Source organism: Pseudomonas sp. C11, assembly GCF_034683865.1.
Lineage (GTDB): Bacteria > Pseudomonadota > Gammaproteobacteria > Pseudomonadales > Pseudomonadaceae > Aquipseudomonas.
In genome coordinates this window covers 91543-108720 of sequence record NZ_JAWIIP010000014.1, presented here as the reverse complement: position 1 = coordinate 108720, position 17178 = coordinate 91543, and the positions used below count along the sequence as shown (strand labels likewise).

17 protein-coding genes are annotated in these 17178 nt (G+C 64.7%); 10 read left to right on the top strand and 7 right to left on the bottom strand.

Features of this window, described 5'->3' with window-relative positions; translation table 11 throughout:
* The first annotated feature begins 235 nt into the window (after positions 1–235).
* The 3 genes from VC352_RS20630 (at position 236) to VC352_RS20620 (ending at position 1731) form a co-directional block, all read left to right on the top strand.
* The gene (locus tag VC352_RS20630; RefSeq protein WP_322981381.1) at positions 236–835 is read left to right on the top strand and encodes a helix-turn-helix domain-containing protein; all 600 of its coding nucleotides are present in this window, start codon (positions 236–238) and stop codon (positions 833–835) included.
* Positions 836–938: 103 nt separating this feature from the next.
* Complete coding sequence (locus VC352_RS20625) at positions 939–1358, top strand: MerR family transcriptional regulator (RefSeq protein ID WP_322981380.1); 420 nt, start codon at positions 939–941, stop codon at positions 1356–1358.
* Positions 1342–1731: a carboxymuconolactone decarboxylase family protein gene (locus tag VC352_RS20620; protein ID WP_322981379.1), complete on the top strand. Its 390-nt coding sequence runs from the start codon at positions 1342–1344 to the stop codon at positions 1729–1731. The genes VC352_RS20625 and VC352_RS20620 overlap by 17 nt, the downstream gene beginning before the upstream one ends.
* Before the next feature lie 50 nt (positions 1732–1781).
* On the opposite strand, the gene VC352_RS20615 is transcribed toward VC352_RS20620, so the two are convergent.
* A complete protein-coding gene (locus VC352_RS20615; protein ID WP_322981378.1) occupies positions 1782–2324 on the bottom strand; it encodes a thioesterase family protein in 543 nt (180 codons plus the stop codon).
* Positions 2325–2432: 108 nt separating this feature from the next.
* On the opposite strand from VC352_RS20615, the gene VC352_RS20610 reads away from it, so the two are divergent.
* Positions 2433–3428, top strand: a complete 996-nt coding sequence (locus VC352_RS20610; RefSeq protein ID WP_322981377.1) for a GlxA family transcriptional regulator — start codon at positions 2433–2435, stop codon at positions 3426–3428.
* A 123-nt stretch (positions 3429–3551) separates the two neighbouring features.
* Here the strand turns inward: VC352_RS20610 and VC352_RS20605 are convergent, their stop codons facing one another.
* Together VC352_RS20605 and VC352_RS20600 are read right to left on the bottom strand one after the other, a co-directional pair.
* The gene (locus VC352_RS20605) at positions 3552–6116 is read right to left on the bottom strand and encodes a GGDEF and EAL domain-containing protein (protein ID WP_322981376.1); all 2565 of its coding nucleotides are present in this window, start codon (positions 6114–6116) and stop codon (positions 3552–3554) included.
* A gap of 225 nt (positions 6117–6341) precedes the next feature.
* Positions 6342–7091: an IclR family transcriptional regulator gene (locus VC352_RS20600; RefSeq protein ID WP_322981375.1), complete on the bottom strand. Its 750-nt coding sequence runs from the start codon at positions 7089–7091 to the stop codon at positions 6342–6344.
* Between the two features lie 127 nt (positions 7092–7218).
* Between VC352_RS20600 and VC352_RS20595 the strand changes: the two genes are divergently transcribed.
* Positions 7219–8511, top strand: a complete 1293-nt coding sequence (locus tag VC352_RS20595; RefSeq protein WP_322981374.1) for an FAD-binding oxidoreductase — start codon at positions 7219–7221, stop codon at positions 8509–8511.
* Here VC352_RS20595 and VC352_RS20590 read toward each other — a convergent pair.
* Complete coding sequence (locus tag VC352_RS20590) at positions 8496–9383, bottom strand: SDR family oxidoreductase (protein WP_322981373.1); 888 nt, start codon at positions 9381–9383, stop codon at positions 8496–8498. The genes VC352_RS20595 and VC352_RS20590 overlap by 16 nt on opposite strands.
* A gap of 81 nt (positions 9384–9464) precedes the next feature.
* Between VC352_RS20590 and VC352_RS20585 the strand changes: the two genes are divergently transcribed.
* Positions 9465–9902 carry a helix-turn-helix domain-containing protein gene (locus VC352_RS20585; protein WP_322981372.1) on the top strand — a complete coding sequence of 146 codons (438 nt, stop codon included), beginning with the start codon at positions 9465–9467 and terminating at the stop codon, positions 9900–9902.
* On the opposite strand, the gene VC352_RS20580 is transcribed toward VC352_RS20585, so the two are convergent.
* The 3 genes from VC352_RS20580 to VC352_RS20570 are packed head-to-tail and all read right to left on the bottom strand — an operon-like array spanning position 9903 to position 12858.
* Positions 9903–10670, bottom strand: coding sequence for an ABC transporter ATP-binding protein (locus tag VC352_RS20580; protein ID WP_322981371.1), 768 nt, complete (start codon positions 10668–10670; stop codon positions 9903–9905). It lies immediately after the preceding gene.
* Positions 10667–11740, bottom strand: a complete 1074-nt coding sequence (locus tag VC352_RS20575) for an iron ABC transporter permease (RefSeq protein WP_322981370.1) — start codon at positions 11738–11740, stop codon at positions 10667–10669. The genes VC352_RS20580 and VC352_RS20575 overlap by 4 nt, the downstream gene beginning before the upstream one ends.
* Positions 11737–12858, bottom strand: coding sequence for an ABC transporter substrate-binding protein (locus tag VC352_RS20570; RefSeq protein WP_322981369.1), 1122 nt, complete (start codon positions 12856–12858; stop codon positions 11737–11739). The genes VC352_RS20575 and VC352_RS20570 overlap by 4 nt, the downstream gene beginning before the upstream one ends.
* A 179-nt stretch (positions 12859–13037) precedes the next feature.
* Here VC352_RS20570 and VC352_RS20565 point away from each other — a divergent pair, with 179 nt between their 5' ends.
* The 4 genes from VC352_RS20565 to folD all read left to right on the top strand — a co-directional run bounded on the left by VC352_RS20565 (position 13038) and on the right by folD (position 17173).
* Positions 13038–13760 carry a response regulator gene (locus VC352_RS20565; protein WP_322981368.1) on the top strand — a complete coding sequence of 241 codons (723 nt, stop codon included), beginning with the start codon at positions 13038–13040 and terminating at the stop codon, positions 13758–13760.
* Positions 13757–15136: an ATP-binding protein gene (locus VC352_RS20560; protein ID WP_322981367.1), complete on the top strand. Its 1380-nt coding sequence runs from the start codon at positions 13757–13759 to the stop codon at positions 15134–15136. The genes VC352_RS20565 and VC352_RS20560 overlap by 4 nt, the downstream gene beginning before the upstream one ends.
* Positions 15137–15434: 298 nt before the next feature.
* Positions 15435–16301, top strand: coding sequence for a formyltetrahydrofolate deformylase (gene purU, locus VC352_RS20555; protein ID WP_322981366.1), 867 nt, complete (start codon positions 15435–15437; stop codon positions 16299–16301).
* A complete protein-coding gene (gene folD, locus VC352_RS20550; protein ID WP_322981365.1) occupies positions 16298–17173 on the top strand; it encodes a bifunctional methylenetetrahydrofolate dehydrogenase/methenyltetrahydrofolate cyclohydrolase FolD in 876 nt (291 codons plus the stop codon). Before purU ends, folD begins: the two co-directional genes overlap by 4 nt.
* Positions 17174–17178 lie beyond the last annotated feature (5 nt).

The window sequence follows — 17178 nt, the reverse complement described above, 5'->3', positions numbered from 1 at the left end:
TCCGGTGGCGTCGCCATTATTCCGCTAGGGAATTTTAATTTCCCCAAAAGAAATGCAAGCAGCTTGCCAACTGAGTAACCCAGCCCCCCTCAAGGCGCAAACCCGCGTCTTTCTTCTATCTGAGGAGGAAAAATGCTTTCATACGAGGAAATTCCCACGGTGAAAATGCACCGAAGCAAGGCATCCCGCACATTCCTGGTGCGAATTTTTTATTCATAGGAAGACAAAAGCGCGCATGACGACCTCGACGGAAACTCCTCCCCGCCTCAAGCTCGAGCAGTACCTGGGCATGCAGATTCGCCGCCAGCGCCAGGCCCAGGAATTGAAGATCGCCGACGTGGCTCGCATTGCCGGGATTAGCCAAGGCATGCTGAGCAAGATCGAGAACGCCCAGGTTTCCACCAGCCTCGACACCCTCAGCCGTCTGTGCGACGTGCTCGGCATGCCCATGTCCAAGCTGTTCAGCCAGTACGATCAGCAAGGTGGCAGCGCCCTGCTGGTGAAAGCCGGCGAAGGCCTCGAAGTGGTGCGCCGTGGCACCGACAAGGGTCATACCTATCGTCTGCTCAACCACACCCGTGGGCCGAAGAAGAGCTTCGAGGCTTATATGGTCAGCATGGACGACGCCAGCGAGGAGTTCCCCACCTTCGCCCACCCCGGCACCGAGTTCCTCCATCTGCTCGAAGGTGAACTGGTGTACCGCCACGGCAACCAGCTCTACCCGATGCAGGCCGGCGACAGCCTGACCTTCGACGGCGAAGTGCCGCACGGGCCAGAGAAGCTGGTGAAAGTGCCGATCCGCCTGCTGTCGATCATGAACTACGGGGCGGATTGAGCCGGCCATGCAGTCGCCCCAAGCTTTAAGGCATGGGCTGTCTGTCCGCGATCACACTGGAAACGCTTGACTTAGAGCGCGCTCGAACCTCTAGGCTGCCCTCATGGAAACGCATCTGAGCATCGACGAAGTCGCCAAACGCACGGGCTTGACGGCCCACACCCTGCGCTATTACGAGCGCATCGGGCTAATCGCGCCAATCGGCCGGGCAGCCGGAGGGCAACGCCGTTATGCGGCATCGGACATGGCCTGGATCGAATTCCTGCTGCGCTTGCGAACCACGCGCATGCCTATCGGCAAGATGCAGACGTTCGCAAAGCTACGCGGCGCTGGGGACTCGACGGTCAAGGATCGTCGCCAGATGCTGGAAGGACATTTAACGCAAGTCCTTGCAGAAATCGAGGCGATGCAACAGGCCGCGAACGCACTGCAAAGCAAGATCGAGCACTACCGCTCGCTCGAGCAGCCCTCGGCGCCGGACTCAATCGACGAGGAAGGACATGCTGATGAACGCCAACGATGATCGCTACACCCGTGGACTCGCCAAACTACAGGAAATAGACGGCCACGCCGGTGAGGCCGTGCTGGATAGCCTGGCCGATATCGCCCCGGACTTCGCCCGCTACCTGATCGAATTCCCCTTCGGTGACATCTATTCCCGTCCCGGCCTGGATTTGAAAAGCCGGGAAATCGCCGTGGTCGCGGCGCTGACCGCGCTCGGCAATGCCGCCCCGCAACTCAAGGTGCATATCCAGGGAGCGCTCAATGTCGGCGTGAGCCGCAGCGAAGTCGTCGAGACCATCATGCAGATGGCGGTCTATGCCGGCTTCCCTGCAGCCCTCAATGGCCTGGCGGCGGCCAGGGAGGTCTTCGCGCTGGCAGAACCAGCGCGCTGATCGGCGCCATGCAGGGCCTCCGATCAACGCCAGCCTGAGATACCCCAGTTCTAGGCCCGCTCGGTTTCCCGCAGTTGCTGGCTCAGGCCGTCGCAACTGCTCGACCACTCCAGCAGCCACTGTGGCAAGGGTGGCGACCGCTCATCCAGGCCCAGTTCACGGGCGAATTCGGCGGGCGCCACATTGCCCTTCGGCCCACGGAACAGCCCGCGCATGACCACCACGGCGATGACCCGCTGATCCTTGACGAAGCGATGCTCGACGAAGCTCCACTTGTCGTCCCAGCCGAGCATGCGTGTGTGGATCTCGAAGCGCTCGAACAGCTTCAGTTCACGGCGGAACTTGCCACACACATCACCGACGACGGGCAGCGCACGGTGGCGCAGGGCCACGCGAAAGGCGCCGCTGCGCAGCACGTAATCCATACGCCCGACATCGGCCAGGGTGAAATAACGACCATTGGTGACGTGCCGGTTGAAGTCCAGATCCAGCGGCCAGACCCGCAGGCGCACCACGGTGGTGGCGAGCCCTGGCACCGGCCGCCGCCAGGGACGGCGCAGCAACATCAGCAAGAGGCGAAACCATAGGTTCATGCGGCGAACACCTGTTTGAATGACGAGGGCCGCACTCTAAGCAGCGAGCTTGCGCTAAGGTAGGTGCAGAAATGACCAATACCACGCTGATTACGCAACGGAGTGTCCATGCACGTCACCTTGCTGCTGGCCGAACACAGCTCACTGGCCAGCGCCGCCCTGGCCCTGGAGGTGCTGGATGCGGCCAATCGCTTCGCCCAGCCAGCCGCAGCCCCCTTCACCATCAGCGTGGCATCGCTGGACGGACAGCCGGTGGCCAACGCACTGGGTAGAGCGATGCCGGTGGACATGGCGCTGGACGCTGTGGCGAAAACCGATCTGGTGCTGATCCCCGGTTTTCTCTTCAGCCTGCGCGAGGCGCTGCCAGGGTTCGAGCGCCACGCCGGCTGGCTACGCCGTCAGCATGCCCAGGGAGCGGTCGTCACCTCGATGTGCACGGCCACCTTCATGCTGGCCGAGGCGGGCCTGCTCGACGGTGTCGAAGCCACCACCCATTGGGCCTTCGCTGACCTGCTGCGACGCCGCTACCCTGAAGCCCGCGTGGACGAGCGACGCATCCTCTGCGAGGACGGTCGGGTGATCACCAGTGCCGGGGCGAGTGCGGCGATGGACTTGCTGCTGCACCTGATTCGCCGCTTCGCCTCGCGCGAGCTGGCGCAGCAATGCAGCCGCTACCTGCTGATCGATAACGTGCGCAGCGAGCAGTCCGTCTACATCAGCTGGTCGCTGCCACGCGGCCATGGCGACGAAGCGATTCTGCGCGTGCAGGACTGGATGGAGGCGCACTTCACCGAGCCGTGCGGTATCGACGAGTTGGCCACGCGCTTCGGCTTCGGCGAGCGCAACTTCAAGCGCCGCTTCAAGGACGCCACCGGTCACGCGCCGTTGGCCTATCTGCAGGCCTTGCGCCTGGAGAAGGCCAAGGAATTGCTGGAAACCACCCGCCTGAGCATCGAGACGATCACCAGCCGGGTGGGCTACGAGGACAGCAACTCGTTCCGCCGCCTGTTCTGCCAGCGCGTCAGTATCTCACCGACAGCCTTTCGCAAGCGCTTCCAGCGAATACCAGACAGCTCTGAACATGGGGGAGAAGCGACGCGGTGAAGATCCCCCCACAGGCAACCGATCGCCCAGCACGCAACTGTGGGCACCGCGCGTGCTGATCATCATCGTGAGCCCAGATGGCGCTCTATATCAGTTGCCCCGCCGCCACCAATGGCCTGGCCATCACACGTTCAGGCTCCGAACGGCAGGAGAGGCCTGGCTCAGCCACTGCTGCAGCTCCTGCGCCGAAAGCGGTCTGGAAAACAGGTAGCCTTGCCCCACCGGATAACCCTGCTCGCGCAGTAGCTGGTGCTGCGCCTCGTTTTCCACGCCTTCGGCCACCACCGTCAGATGCAGGCTCTTGCCAATACCCAGAATGGCGTTACTCAAGGCACGAGTCGCTTCGTCATGCTCCAGGTCGCAGACGAAGCTGCGATCGAGCTTCAATTCCGATATGGGCAGTCGTCGCAGATAACTGAGGCTGGAGTAGCCGGTACCAAAATCGTCCATCGACAGGCGGATGCCCTGCCGATGCACCTCATCGAGGACTTTCATGGTGCTGGGGTTGTTGTCCACCAGCATGCTTTCGGTCAGTTCCAGAGTCAGATCCTCTGGCTGCAAGGCATTGGCCCGTAGGGTCGTAGCCAACAGGTTCGGCAAGTCGAGGTTGTGGAAACTGGTGGGCGACAGGTTTACCGACATGGCAGGTATACGCAGGCCTGCAGCGCGCCACTCGGCCAATTGCCGGCAAGCCTCCTGCACGGCCCAATGCCCCAGTTCAACGATCAGGCCGCAATCCTCGGCCAAGGCGATGAAGCGCACGGGCGGAATTTCACCCAACTCCGGGTGCGTCCAGCGCGCCAGCGCTTCGACACCATAGAGTTCGCCACTGGCCATATCGATCTGCGGTTGGTAATGCAGGCGCAATCCACCCTGCTTGATCGCCTGGCGCAAGGCGCTTTCCATCTGCAGGCGCTCCTGGGCCAGCCGGTTGATTTCGCTGCTGTAGAAATGAAAATGCCCTCGCCCGCTGCTTTTGGCCTGGTACATGGCCATGTCCGCGCGGCTCATCAGCGTCTCCATGTCTCGGCCGTCATTGGGATACATGGCGATACCGATGCTGCCGGAAATCTGCAGGCTGGTTCCGATCAGGCTGAACGGCTCCGCCAGCAATTGCAGCAGACGCTCGGCCACCGCGGTCGCGTCGTTGGCATCGCAACCCGGCAAGACCACGACGAACTCATCACCTGACTGCCGCCCGGCGATGTCCGATTCGCGCAGGACGCCCTGGATACGGGCAGCGACCTGACGCAGCAGATCGTCGCCGGCCGAATGCCCGAGCGAGTCATTGACGTGCTTGAAGCGGTCGAGGTCGATGAACAACACCGCCAGGTTCCCACCTTCGCGGGTGACGGTGGCAATGGCCTGATCCGCACGGGCCTGCAGCAGGCTGCGGTTGGGCAGGCCGGTGAGGGCATCGTAGAACGCCAACTGGCGTATGCGCCGACGGGTCTGTTCGCGCTCCAGCGCCAGTCCGCACAGATGCTGGCACGCCTCGACCAGGCGCCGGTAGAACTGCATCGAGCAATCCTGCGGTGTGCGCCGGAAGTAGAAGGCGAAGGTGCCAACGACCCTATCCTGCGCATTGAGCACTGGCGCCGACCAGCATCCGCGTAGGCCCAGTGGCAGAACCAGATCACGGTAATCGGCCCAGAGGGGATCGCTGGCGATGTCATCGACCCAAACGGGCTCCTTGCGCCAGGCGGCTGTCCCGCATGAGCCGACGGCCGGCCCGATCGCCACGCCATCAAGTTTCTGCTGGTACTCCAGCGCCAGGCTTGGCGCCGCCAGAGGGTGCAGCAGGCCATTCTCGTCCACCTCGAGAATCGAGGCGACCACCTCGGGCGCGATGCGCTCGACCTCTTCGCAGATCAGCTCCAGCACCTCGGTCAGCGGCCGCTCACGGGCCATGGCCTCCATGACGCTGTGCTGCAACACCTCGTGCATCTTGGCCTGGGTGATATTGGTGAGGATGGTCACCGTCATTTGCCACTGCCCGATATCGTCCATGATCGGGTTGCTGATGATATTGACCCAATAACGCTGCCCGTCCCTGCCCTCGACAATCTCCTCACGCTCCACCGGCAGGCCGGCTGCCAGCGTATCGCGATACTGCTGCGCATAAGCGGCGTCCTTTTCAGGAGCCAGCAGGCCAATGGGGCGACGCCCGAGCACTTCATCGGGCGCCCAGCCGAACATTCGACAGAACCCGGCATTGACATAGACGATGTACGGATTGGCATCGCTGATCATCACCGCCGAATCGCTGGCATCGGCCACCAGGGACAAGCGCCTGAGATGCTGTTGCTGCTCCTGCTCGTGCAGCAACCGCGTGGTGATATCGATGGCGATTTGCATGATCTGCCGCACCTGGCCGGCGTCATCCATGATCGGCATGTAGGTGGTCTGCAGCCAGCAACTGCGCCCTCCCTCGCGCAGACGCTCGACCTGCCCGCTGTAGGCCTCGCCCGCACACAAGGGCCGCCAGAAACGCTCGTGCGCCGCAGGCGCGGCGTCATCGGCACGGCAGAAGAATGCGTGGTGCTGCCCCGTCACTTGCTCCGCGCGATAACCGAACAGGGCCAGATAGTTGTCGTTGGCACGCATTAGCTGGCCGTCGAGGGCAAATTCGGCGATGGCCATGACCCGTTCCAATGCCGCCCATTGCGCATCAAGCAGTGTTTTCAAAATGAACGAACTCCACGGGTATACAAACGGTACGGTGACATAAACCCAGGGCCATGCAGAGCAACTGGTCACTCGCAACGCTGCAGGCTCTGCGGCCTGTCCACGCCTGTGCAGCGAGTCGGATCGGCGCCCGTCTTCTTGGCGCAATACTCATCGATTAAGCCTAGATCATCGCGTCAGGGTCGCGTGGTGGCGAAGTGCCGCGGCAACCTAACAGGCTGCACGTTAAGGTTCGCTTAAATCCCGCGCTGCCTCTTTCATCACTTGCGCCAATGCCTGGCGCCGGGCATCGGTCATGCGTGGTCGCGCCAGCGCGCAACTGAGGGCCCCCAGCGGCTGACCATCGCCATCGAGAATCGGCACTGCCAGGCCGGTGTAGCCCGGCAGGCGCTTGTCCACCAGGCCGCTGGCGTACCCCAGGCGCTTGACGCTGGGCAGGCTGGCGGCGATGTGCTGCACCTCCAGGCCGTAGTCCAGGCGCAGTGTGGCGGCGTTATGCGCGAGGATCTCGTTGCGCTGGCCGCGCCCGAGCCAGGCCAGCAGCACCTGCGAAGCCTGGCCAACCCCCATGGGGATGCGCCCACCTACGGCGCCGCTGTAACTCTGCACCGGCAGTTGCCCAGCCAGCATGTCCAGGCACAACACCTGATGACCGTCCGCCACCAATAAGAAGAAGGTATCGCCAAAGCGTTGCGCCAGACGCAGCAGCACCGGCCGCGCCCGTTCACGCAGGGCGCTGGCATTACCGGCCTGGGCACCAAGAGCGAAGAGTTCATAACCCAGCACGTAGCGCCCGCGCTGCGGAGCGCCACGCACGAAGCCCTGGCGACGCAGGTACTGCAGCAGGCGATAGGCGGTGGCCTGCGAACAGCCAAGCGCAGCACGCAGTTCATCCAGGCTGGCGCCCTGCTGACCGGTCGCGGCGATGAGGCGCAACAGCAGAAATGCCCGCTCCAGACTCTGGGTGCCATTCATGGCTTTTCTCACATGCTGATAAAGGAAGGCTGGCCAGTGCGATGCAAATTGCACGCCCCATCGCCCTGGGCATGCTCGTGGCTCCTTCCTTCGGTGCGCGTGGTGCACCCTATTCTGGAGCGCATGTATGTATCCGCAGATCGAGCAGGTAGCCAGTGACAAGCTGCCCGAGAACACCGAGGTCGCCATCATCGGCGGCGGCATCATCGGCGTTAGCACGGCTTATTGGCTGGCCCGCCGAGGTATTGCAGTGACGCTGCTGGAAAAGGGCCTGGTCGGTGCCGAGCAATCCTCGCGCAACTGGGGCTGGTGCCGCAGCATGGGCCGCGACCTGGCCGAAATCCCCCTGGCCATGGCCAGCCTGCACCTGTGGGATACCTGGCAAACGCACCTCGGTGAGGATCTGGGTTTTCGCCGCAGCGGCGTGCTCTACGCCTGCGAAAACCCACGCCAGCTGCAACAGCAGGCCGATTGGTTGCAGGCCGCCAGCGTCCATGGCGTGCACGCGCGACTGCTGGAAGGCAAAGAGCTGCTGCGGGTGATGCCCGAGGGCGCCGCCGCAGGCTGGAGCGGCGCGCTGCATACACCCAGCGATGGCCGCGCCGAGCCGCACCGCGCCAGTGCCGTGATCGCCCGCGCGGCACAACGCCTGGGCGCGCGCATCGTCACCGGCTGTGCGGTGCGCGGCCTGGATATCGCGGCGGGCAAGGTCACCGGCCTGTACAGCGAACGTGGCCGGCTGCGCTGCAGCAACGTGGTGCTGGCCGGCGGCGCCTGGTCGACGCTGTTCTGCGGCAACCTTGGCCTGCGCCTGCCGCAACTCAAGGTGGTGGCCTCGGTGCTGCGCACCGCACCGATGGCCGGTGGCCCGGAGCTGGCCGTGGGCGCCAGCCGCTACGCCTTTCGCAAGCGCGCCGACGGCGGCTATACGATTGCCCAGCGCAACGGCAACCTGGCGCCGATCACGCCGGACAGCTTCCGCTACCTGAGCGATTTTCTACCCGCGCTGAGCCAGCAGTTTCGCGAAGTGCGCCTGCACTTGGACGGTCGCTTTCTCGAAGAACTACGCCAGCCCAGGCGCTGGGCCATGGACAGTGAAAGCCCCTTCGAGCGTTGCCGCGTACTCGACCCGCAGCCCTCTACAGCCATTTTGAACGAAGCGCGCACAGCCCTGGCCGCCGCCTTTCCCTTCTTCCGTCAGATGCGTGTGGAGCAAAGCTGGGCCGGGGTGATGGACGTCACCCCGGACGCCATTCCGGTGATCGGCCCGGTCGAGCAACTGCCGGGGCTGTTTCTCTCCACCGGTTATTCCGGCCATGGCTTCGGCATCGCGCCCGGCGCCGGCCACCTGCTGGCTGACCTGATCGACGGCAGCACGCCGCTGGTCGATCCCAGCCCCTTTGCCTACGACAGGCTCTGAGCGGCAAGAGCAGCCGCCACGGTTTCGCTCAAAGGCGTGGTCGGGCGACCGATGAGCTGACTTAGCGTCTGGCCCGACTCGAACAACGAGCCCTTGGCTGCCTTGGCGTCACTTTCGGCCAGCAATGCGGCGAAGCCTTCGGGCAAACCGACACCGATCAGTGCAGCCTTGTAGTCAGCTTCGGACAGATCCTGATAGCGCACCGGCTTAGCGGATTGGCGAGCGATCTCAGCGGCGAAATCGGCCAGGGTATAGGCCTGGTCACCGGCCAGCTCGTAGACCTTGCCGGCATGCCGAGCCACATCATCGGCCATCACCACGGCAGCGGCCTCGGCGTAATCGCGGCGCGCGGCCAGCGATAGCGCCCCATCTGCCGCAGCGCCGAGCACAACACCATGCTCCCGCGCCGCCGCCACGCCCATGGCGTAGTTCTCGCTGTACCAGCCATTGCGCAACAGGGTGAATGGCAGGCCCGAGGCGCGGATCAGGGCTTCGGTTTCGCGATGCTCCAGTGCCAGCGCCATCGGACTGGTATCGGCGTGCAGCAAACTGGTGTAGCCGATCAAATTGACGCCAGCAGCCACGGCGGCCTCGATCACATTACGATGCTGAGCCGTGCGCTGCCCCACCTCACTGGAGGAGATCAGCAGCAGCTTGTCGACACCCACCAGCGCGCTGGCCAGTGCCAGGGGATCGGTGTAGTCCGCCACTCGCAGCTCGACGCCCTGCTCAGCCAAATCACACGCCTTGGCGGCATCCCGCACCAGACCGACGAGTTTGGCCGTCGGCGCCCGGCGCTGCAGGGCAGCGATCACCAAACGCCCCAGTTGCCCGGCAGCACCGGTGATCAGAATGGTTTCGGAGATTGTCATCGCACTCACCTCATGGACTAGAATTGAGACCTGGATCGATTGTGAGACCATCAGAGTAAATGCGGAAGGAGGCAGTTTTTCGTGACCAGGTTACCCGGCGATAACCCCAGCCAGGCGCGCCTTGAGCTGGCCGAACGTTTCCAGGCCTGGAGCGCCATGACCTTCGGCGATGGCCTTTGCCCGGTGCGTGACGTGCTCGACCACCTGGGCGACAAGTGGACGACGCTGATCCTCATCGCCCTTGCCCAGCACTCGATGCGCTTCAGCGATGTTCGCCGTGCGGTGCCGGACATCTCCAAGCGCATGCTGACGCAGACTCTGCGGGAGCTGGAACGCGATGGCCTGATCGACCGCACCGTCCACCCGACCAAGCCGCCCAGCGTCGAATACAGCCTGACCGCACTGGGAGAATCTCTGCTGGTGCCGCTGGCCAACCTGGTCAACTGGGCCGAACGCAGCCATGCCAGCATCAGCGCAGCCCGCGAACACTACGATTCGGCACAGCCGCAAAGCGCCTGATCAGGCCCGGCGTATCGCCCGATCCACCAGCACCTGCAAACGCCCGCGCGAGCAGCGCTCGACGCGCGCCTCGACGCCGTAGACCTCGGCCAGCAACGCCGGGGTCAGCACCTCTGCCGGTGCGCCGCTGGCATGCAGGCGCCCGCCATGCAGCACCACGATAAAGTCGGCGCAGGCAGCGGCCAGGTTGATGTCATGCAGCACCGCCACAGCCAACAGTTGGTGTTCACGCACCAGATCGCGCACGCAGTCCATCACCCGCAGTTGGTAATGCAGATCGAGCGCGCTGGTCGGCTCATCCAGCAGCAGCACTTGCGGTCGCCGTGCGATCAGTTGCGCCAGCGAGACCAGTTGCCGCTGCCCGCCGGACAGGCCGTCGAGCGAATGCTCGGCCAGATCCTCGATGCCGATGCGCGCCAGGGCATCGAACGCACGCGCCAGTACCTCGCCCTCCTCGCTCACCCGCAACGCCGCCAACACGCTTTCCAGCACGCCGAGGGCAATGCCCGGCGGCAACTGCTGCGGCATGTAGGCCAGGGTGCGGGCACGCTCGCCACTGCCGATACGCGTCAGATCCTGGCCATCGAGGGTGAGGCTGCCGTGCATGCGTTCCAGCCCGGCCAGCGCCCGCAGCAGGGTGGACTTGCCCGCCCCGTTGGGGCCGACCAGCGCCACCAGGCCGCCCGGTTGCAGCTCGGGCAGCGACAACTCGTGAAGAACCTGGCGGCGCCCATAGGCCACCGAGATGTTTTCCGCCCTGAGGGTCATAGGCGCCTCCCCCGGCGGAACACCAGCGCAACGAACACCGGCACGCCGACCAGCGCGGTGACGATGCCCACCGGCACGATCACCCCCGGCAGGATCAGCTTGCTGGCGATGGACGACAGCGACAGCAGCAAGGCGCCGACCAGTGCGCTGGCCGGCAGCAGGAAACGTTGATCCTCACCGACCAGCAGGCGCGCCATGTGCGGGCCGACCAGGCCGACGAAGCCGATGGTGCCGACGAAGGCCACCGCCGTGGCCGCCAGCAGGCTGATGCGCAGCAGCGAGGCATAGCGCAGGCGGCGCACATCGACGCCGAAGCTGCGTGCGCGATCCTCGCCCATGCGCAACAGGGTCATGCCCGGTGCGGCGCGCAAGGAGAACGGCAGCAGCACGGCGAGCACTGCAGCGAGAATGCCGAGCTTCTCCCAGTTGGCCCGCGCCAGACTGCCCAGCGTCCAGAACACCAGTTGCTGCAACACATCTTCGGTGGCCAGCAGTTGCAGCAGCGACACCAGCGCGTTGCAGCTGAACACCAGGGCGATGCCGAACAGCACCAGGCTCTCTACCCCAGCGCCGCGCAAACGCGACATAGCCTGCAAGAGCAGCACCGACAGGCAGGCGAAGACGAACGCCGCCACCGTCACCTGGCCGCTCGGCGCCAGCCAGTCGATGGCCAGCGGATAGGCGATGGCCAGCGAGGCGCCGAGCGCTGCGGCCGAGGACACACCGAGGGTGAAGGGGCTGGCCAGCGGGTTGTCGAGGATCGCCTGCATCTCGGCGCCGGCCAGTGACAGCGCCGCACCGACCAGCACCGCCATCAGCGCATAGGGTAGGCGCACGTTCCAGATGATCACCCGCTCGGTGGGGCTGAGCGCCCCCGGATCGAAAACGCCGGCCAGCAACTGGCCCAGGCCCATACCCGAGGCGCCGCTGGCCAGGTCGGCCAGCACACTGAGCAACAGCAGGCCGGCGAGCAACGCCACCAGCAAGGTACGGCGCCACAGCAGGCGCCGATAGCTCAGCGCAGCCGCCTCCAGCGCGGGCGCGCCGGCACTTTGCAGATAGGCACTCACGGCGTGGCATCGATCCAGTAGTGGCCATCCAGACCAACGGCAAGGAAGCGGTTGATCTCGGCCTGAGTCGCTTGCGGGTCGAGGTCGGCGAAACGCTCGGGATGAATCCAGCGCGCCATGCTCTCGATGGCGAGGATGTTGAACGGCGAGTTGTAGAAGTCATGCCACAGGCCATGGGCCTGGCCATCGCGGATCGGCCGCAGCGGCGCGAACTCGGGGCGCGCGGTGATCTTCGTCAGGCTGTCGCGGGCGGTCTTCTCGTCCACGCCGGCGCCGAGCAGCACGCCGGGATTGCGGTTGCCGGTGGCGATATACACGTCCGGGTCGGCGCTCAGCACGTACTCGACGCTGACGTCACCGATGGCGCCCGGCACCACGCCGGCGGCGATATTGCGCCCACCTACGGCTTCGACCACCCCACCCAGGCCGCTCTTGCCGGTGGTATGCCCCGGCGCCTGCCAGACGCCTGCCAGCAGTTCGAGAAAGACCTTGGGCCGCTGCGCATCCGGCAGGTCGGCCACGGCATCGGTGATGCGCGCCAGGTGGCGGTCATAGAAGCTCAGGTACTCCTGCGCCTCACGCTCACGCCCCAACACTTTGCCCAGCGCCTCCAGGCTGACGCGGGTGTTCTCGATCGGGTGCACGCGAAAATCGATGAACAGCACCGGCACGCCGGCCGCCGCCAGCAGGTCGGCGACCGGGCTGTGCTGGGTCGGGCCTTCGCCGGCAATGCTGAACAACGCCAGATCCGGCTTGAGGGCGAGAATCTGCTCGGCACTGACACTCTGCTCCGAGGCCTGGCCGATCAGCGGAATCTTGGCGATATCCGGGTATTTCTGCGCGTAGACCTCATAGGTGTGCGGGTCGAGCAGGCGCATGTCGTTCTGCCAACCGACCACACGCTGGAACGGCGCTTCACGGTCGAGCAGCGCCAGGGCGAAGAACAAGCGCCCTTCGCCCAACACCACGCGCTTGGGTTCGGCCGGCACCTCGACCTTACGGCCGAGCACGTCGGTGACTTCCACGGCATGAGCGGAACCTGCCAGGGACAACCAGGCACACAACAGCAACGGCAATGTCGCCAGACGACGCAAGAGCACAGGAGAGACTTGGGGCATCGAGATTCCTTAAATACAATCAGTCGCATTTGTATCCGCAGCATTCTAGCGATCCGCCCTCCCTGGCCCGCCGCCCAAGATGTATCGCCAGTGCGAAATCGGCGCTCGCAACACAATCCATTACATTTGCCCCTGGGCGTCGGTGTATGTTCCGCGCTCAGCCTTTGCAGGTACTGCCCATGTCCCGACCGGATCACATCCTCATCGTCGATGACGACCCTGAGATTCGTCAGTTGCTTTCCACCTACCTCAGCGATGCCGGCTACCAGACCAGCGTGGCCAGCCAGGGCGTGGAAATGCGCAAGCGCCTGGAGGAGCAGCTGATCGACCTGGTGGTGCTCGACCTGATGCTGCCCGGCGAAGACGGCCTGACCTTGTGCCGCGAGCTGCGCGTGCGCAGCAATATCCCGGTAATCATGCTCACCGCGCGCGGCACTCTGGTCGACCGCATCGTCGGCCTGGAGATGGGCGCCGACGACTACCTGGCCAAGCCCTTCGACCCGCGCGAGCTGCTGGCACGAATCAAGGTGGTGCTGCGCCGCACACAGAGCTTCCCGGATCGCGCGCGCCTCGACGAAGCCACCACCCTGCGTTTCGCCGGCTGGCGCCTGGACACTGCCACGCGGCAGTTGCGCTCGCCCGCCGGGCTGGTGATCAGCTTGGGTAATTCCGACTACCGCGTGCTGCGTCTGCTGCTGCAACACCCCAACCGCCCGCTGAGCCGCGACTTTCTGCTCGGCCACGCTTTCGACAAGGAACGCGCGCCGTTCGACCGCAGCATCGACGTATGCATCAGCCGTCTGCGTCAGCATCTGGAAGAGAACCCACGCTCACCGAAGCTGATCCGCACCGTGCGCAATGAAGGCTATGCGCTGACCGTCGAAGAGGTGCAACAGGCGTGAAGCGGCTCTGGCCCGATTCGTTGTTCGGCCGCCTGGTGCTGATCCTGGTGGCCGGCCTGTTCGCCGCGCAGATTCTCACCAGCAGCATCTGGTACGAGATGCGCCACGGCCAGGTACTGGAAATCCCCACGCGCCTGCTGGCCACGCGCCTGGCTGACCTGATCCTGCTCGACCGCCGTGATCCGGCCCAGGCGGTGACACTGATCGAGGCGCTGCAAGGGCCAGACTTGCGCCTGCTGGACGCAGCACCGCCCGCCAGGCAGTTGGACGAAGCCGACCACAATCGCGAGGCGCTGCTACGCAAGGTGATCGCCGAACGCACCGGCAGCACGCCAACCCTGCGCCTGCTGACGCTCGATGTACTCGACCCGGAAGGCCATCCCGCCAGCCTGCCGGTGCTGTTCGGCACGGCGCCGGCCAGTGGCCGTTTTCAGGTCGAACTGCAACTACCCAGCGGCCCCGTGCTGTATCTGGAAGCCATCGAGGAACAGGGCTGGACGAGCGCCTCGACAGTGTCGTTGCTGCTCGACTACCTGACCCGCATCTACCTGCTGCGCATCGTGGTGGTGGTGGTGATTGCCCTGCTCGCCGTGCGCCTGGTGTTGCGCCCACTGCAGCGCATGACCGGCGCGGCCGAAGCCCTTGGCCAGGATATTCACCGCCCGCCGCTGCCAGTCGACGGGCCGCGAGAAGTACGCCAGGCCGCGCAGGCATTCAATGCCATGCAGCGCCGGCTGATCGACAGCATCGCCGAGCGCACGCGCTTCTTCGCCGCCGTCTCGCATGATTTGCGCACGCCGATCACCCGCCTGCGCCTGCGTGCCGAGCTGCTCGCCGACGAAGCCACCCGCCAGCGCTTTCGCGACGACCTGCAACGGATGGAGGAGATGGTTTCGGCCAGCCTGGACTTCCTGCGCAGCGGCGAGCTGGATGACGCCCGCGAGCCGGTGGATATCGATGCATTGCTACAGGGCCTGCAGGCGGACTTTCACGACCTGGGGGCACAGGTCGAAATCCACGGCAACGCTCGGCCGCTGGTGGCGCATGCCAGCGGCCTGCACCGCTGCCTGCAGAACCTGCTGGAGAATGCCGTACGGCATGCCGGCGGGTTGATCGAAATCCAGCTCGAAGACAGTGCCGAACAGCTACGGATCGGCATTGCCGACCGTGGGCCGGGTATCGATGAGGCACTGCTGGAGCGCGTCATGGAGCCCTTCTACCGCCAGGACGAAGCGCGCAGCGAGAGTGCCGGTGGTTACGGCCTGGGTCTGAGCATCGCCCGGCAGATCGCCAGCGCCCACGGCGGCAGCCTCACCCTGCAAGCGCGCGCAGGCGGCGGGCTGCTGGCGATGCTCGACCTGCCCCGCCAGCGTTAAGACCTGCGGGTGCGCAAGGCGCACCCGCTACATCCTCTCGGATGGCGACCAACGCCATCCCCCTGGCAGCTCTTTTTTCCATCCCTTAGCGACCTTTGTCATAGGCGCGACTGCCGCTCGTCTTTATTTTCCTTTCAAGATAAAAAAATTCCTTACAGGCATGGACAGCGCATAGTCATTCACTTATAAAAATCACCATCACGAAAAATAGATTCGTCACAGTAATTTTTATTCACAGACGAACATCGCTTTTATCCCTGAAGATTTTCCTGCCGCCGACCCCAGCAGAGGATTCGCCATGCAGCACGCCAAGCACCCATACGTGATCAAGATCAGTTGCCCGGCCACATCCGGCATCGTCGCCGCCGTAACGTCCTTCCTCGCCGACCATGGTTGCTACATCAGCGAAATGGCGCAGTTCGACGACGAGGTCAGTGGTTCCTTTTTCATGCGCGCGGTATTCCGCTTCAACGAAGGTTTCCCCGGCAGCCTCCAGCAGATCGAGGACGGCTTCGCCGAGGTCGCCGAGCGCTTCACGATGAGCTGGGAGCTGCACGACACCACCGAGCCGATGCGCGTGCTGCTGATGGTCAGCAAGTACGACCATTGCCTGGCCGACCTGCTCTATCGCCACCAGAAAGGCGAGCTGCAGATGAAGATCACCGCCATCGTCTCCAACCACCTCGACCTGCGGCCGATGGCCGAGCGCGAGGGCATCCGCTTCATCTACCTGCCGGTGACCAAGGACACCAAGGCCCAGCAGGAAGCCGAGCTGCTGAAGATCGTCGACGAGACCAAGACCGATCTGGTGGTGCTGGCGCGCTACATGCAGATCCTCTCCGACGATCTGTGCAAGCAGCTCTCCGGCCGCGCCATCAACATCCACCACTCGTTCCTGCCCGGCTTCAAGGGCGCCAAGCCCTATCACCAGGCCTATGAGCGCGGCGTGAAGCTGATCGGCGCCACCGCGCACTACGTCACCTCGGATCTCGACGAAGGCCCGATCATCGAGCAGGAAGTGCAGCGCGTGGATCACAACTACACCCCAGACGCCCTGGTGGCGGTGGGTCGCGACACCGAAACAGTGGCCCTGTCCAAGGCGGTCAAGTACCACCTCGAACACCGCGTATTCCTCAACCACGACAAGACGGTGATCTTCCGATGAGCGCGCAACGGATCGATGGCAAGGCCACCGCAGCGCGCGTGCTCTCCGAGGTCGCCGCCGACGTGGCGGTGCTCAAGGCCCAGGGTATCGAACCGGCGCTGGCCGTGGTACTGGTCGGCAATGACCCGGCCAGCCACGTTTACGTGCGCAACAAGGTGCTGCGCGCGGGCGAAGTGGGCATCCGCTCGCTGGAATACCGCCTGAGTGCCGACACCAGCGCCGAAGCGGTGCTGGAAGTGGTGGCCGCGCTCAATGCCGACGCATCGGTCAACGGCATTCTGGTGCAACTGCCGCTGCCGGCACATATCGATGAAACCCGCGTGCTGCAGGCCATCGACCCGGCCAAGGATGTCGACGGTTTCCACTGCGAGAACGTCGGCGGCCTCAGCCAGGGCCGCCCGGTGCTCACGCCCTGCACTCCGGCCGGCTGCATGCGCCTGCTGCGCGACACCCTCGGCGACCTGTCCGGCAAGCATGCCGTGGTGGTCGGCCGCTCGAACATCGTCGGCAAGCCGATGGCGGCGCTGCTGCTGGCCGCCAACTGCAGCGTCACCATGCTGCATTCGCGCAGCGTCAAGCCGGAGAAGCTGTGCGGCCAAGCCGACATCGTCGTCGCTGCCGTCGGCCGCCCACGAATGATCGGCGCCGACTGGATCAAACCCGGCGCAGTGGTGATCGACGTCGGCATCAACCGCATCGACGAGGACGGCCGTTCGCGCCTGGTCGGCGATGTCGACTTCGACGCCGTGCTGCCGGTGGCCTCAGCCATCACCCCGGTGCCCGGTGGCGTCGGCCCCATGACCATCGCCCTGCTGATGCAGAACACTGTCACCGCCGCCCGCCAGCAACATGGCCTGACGGCCCAGGAGTAACCGCA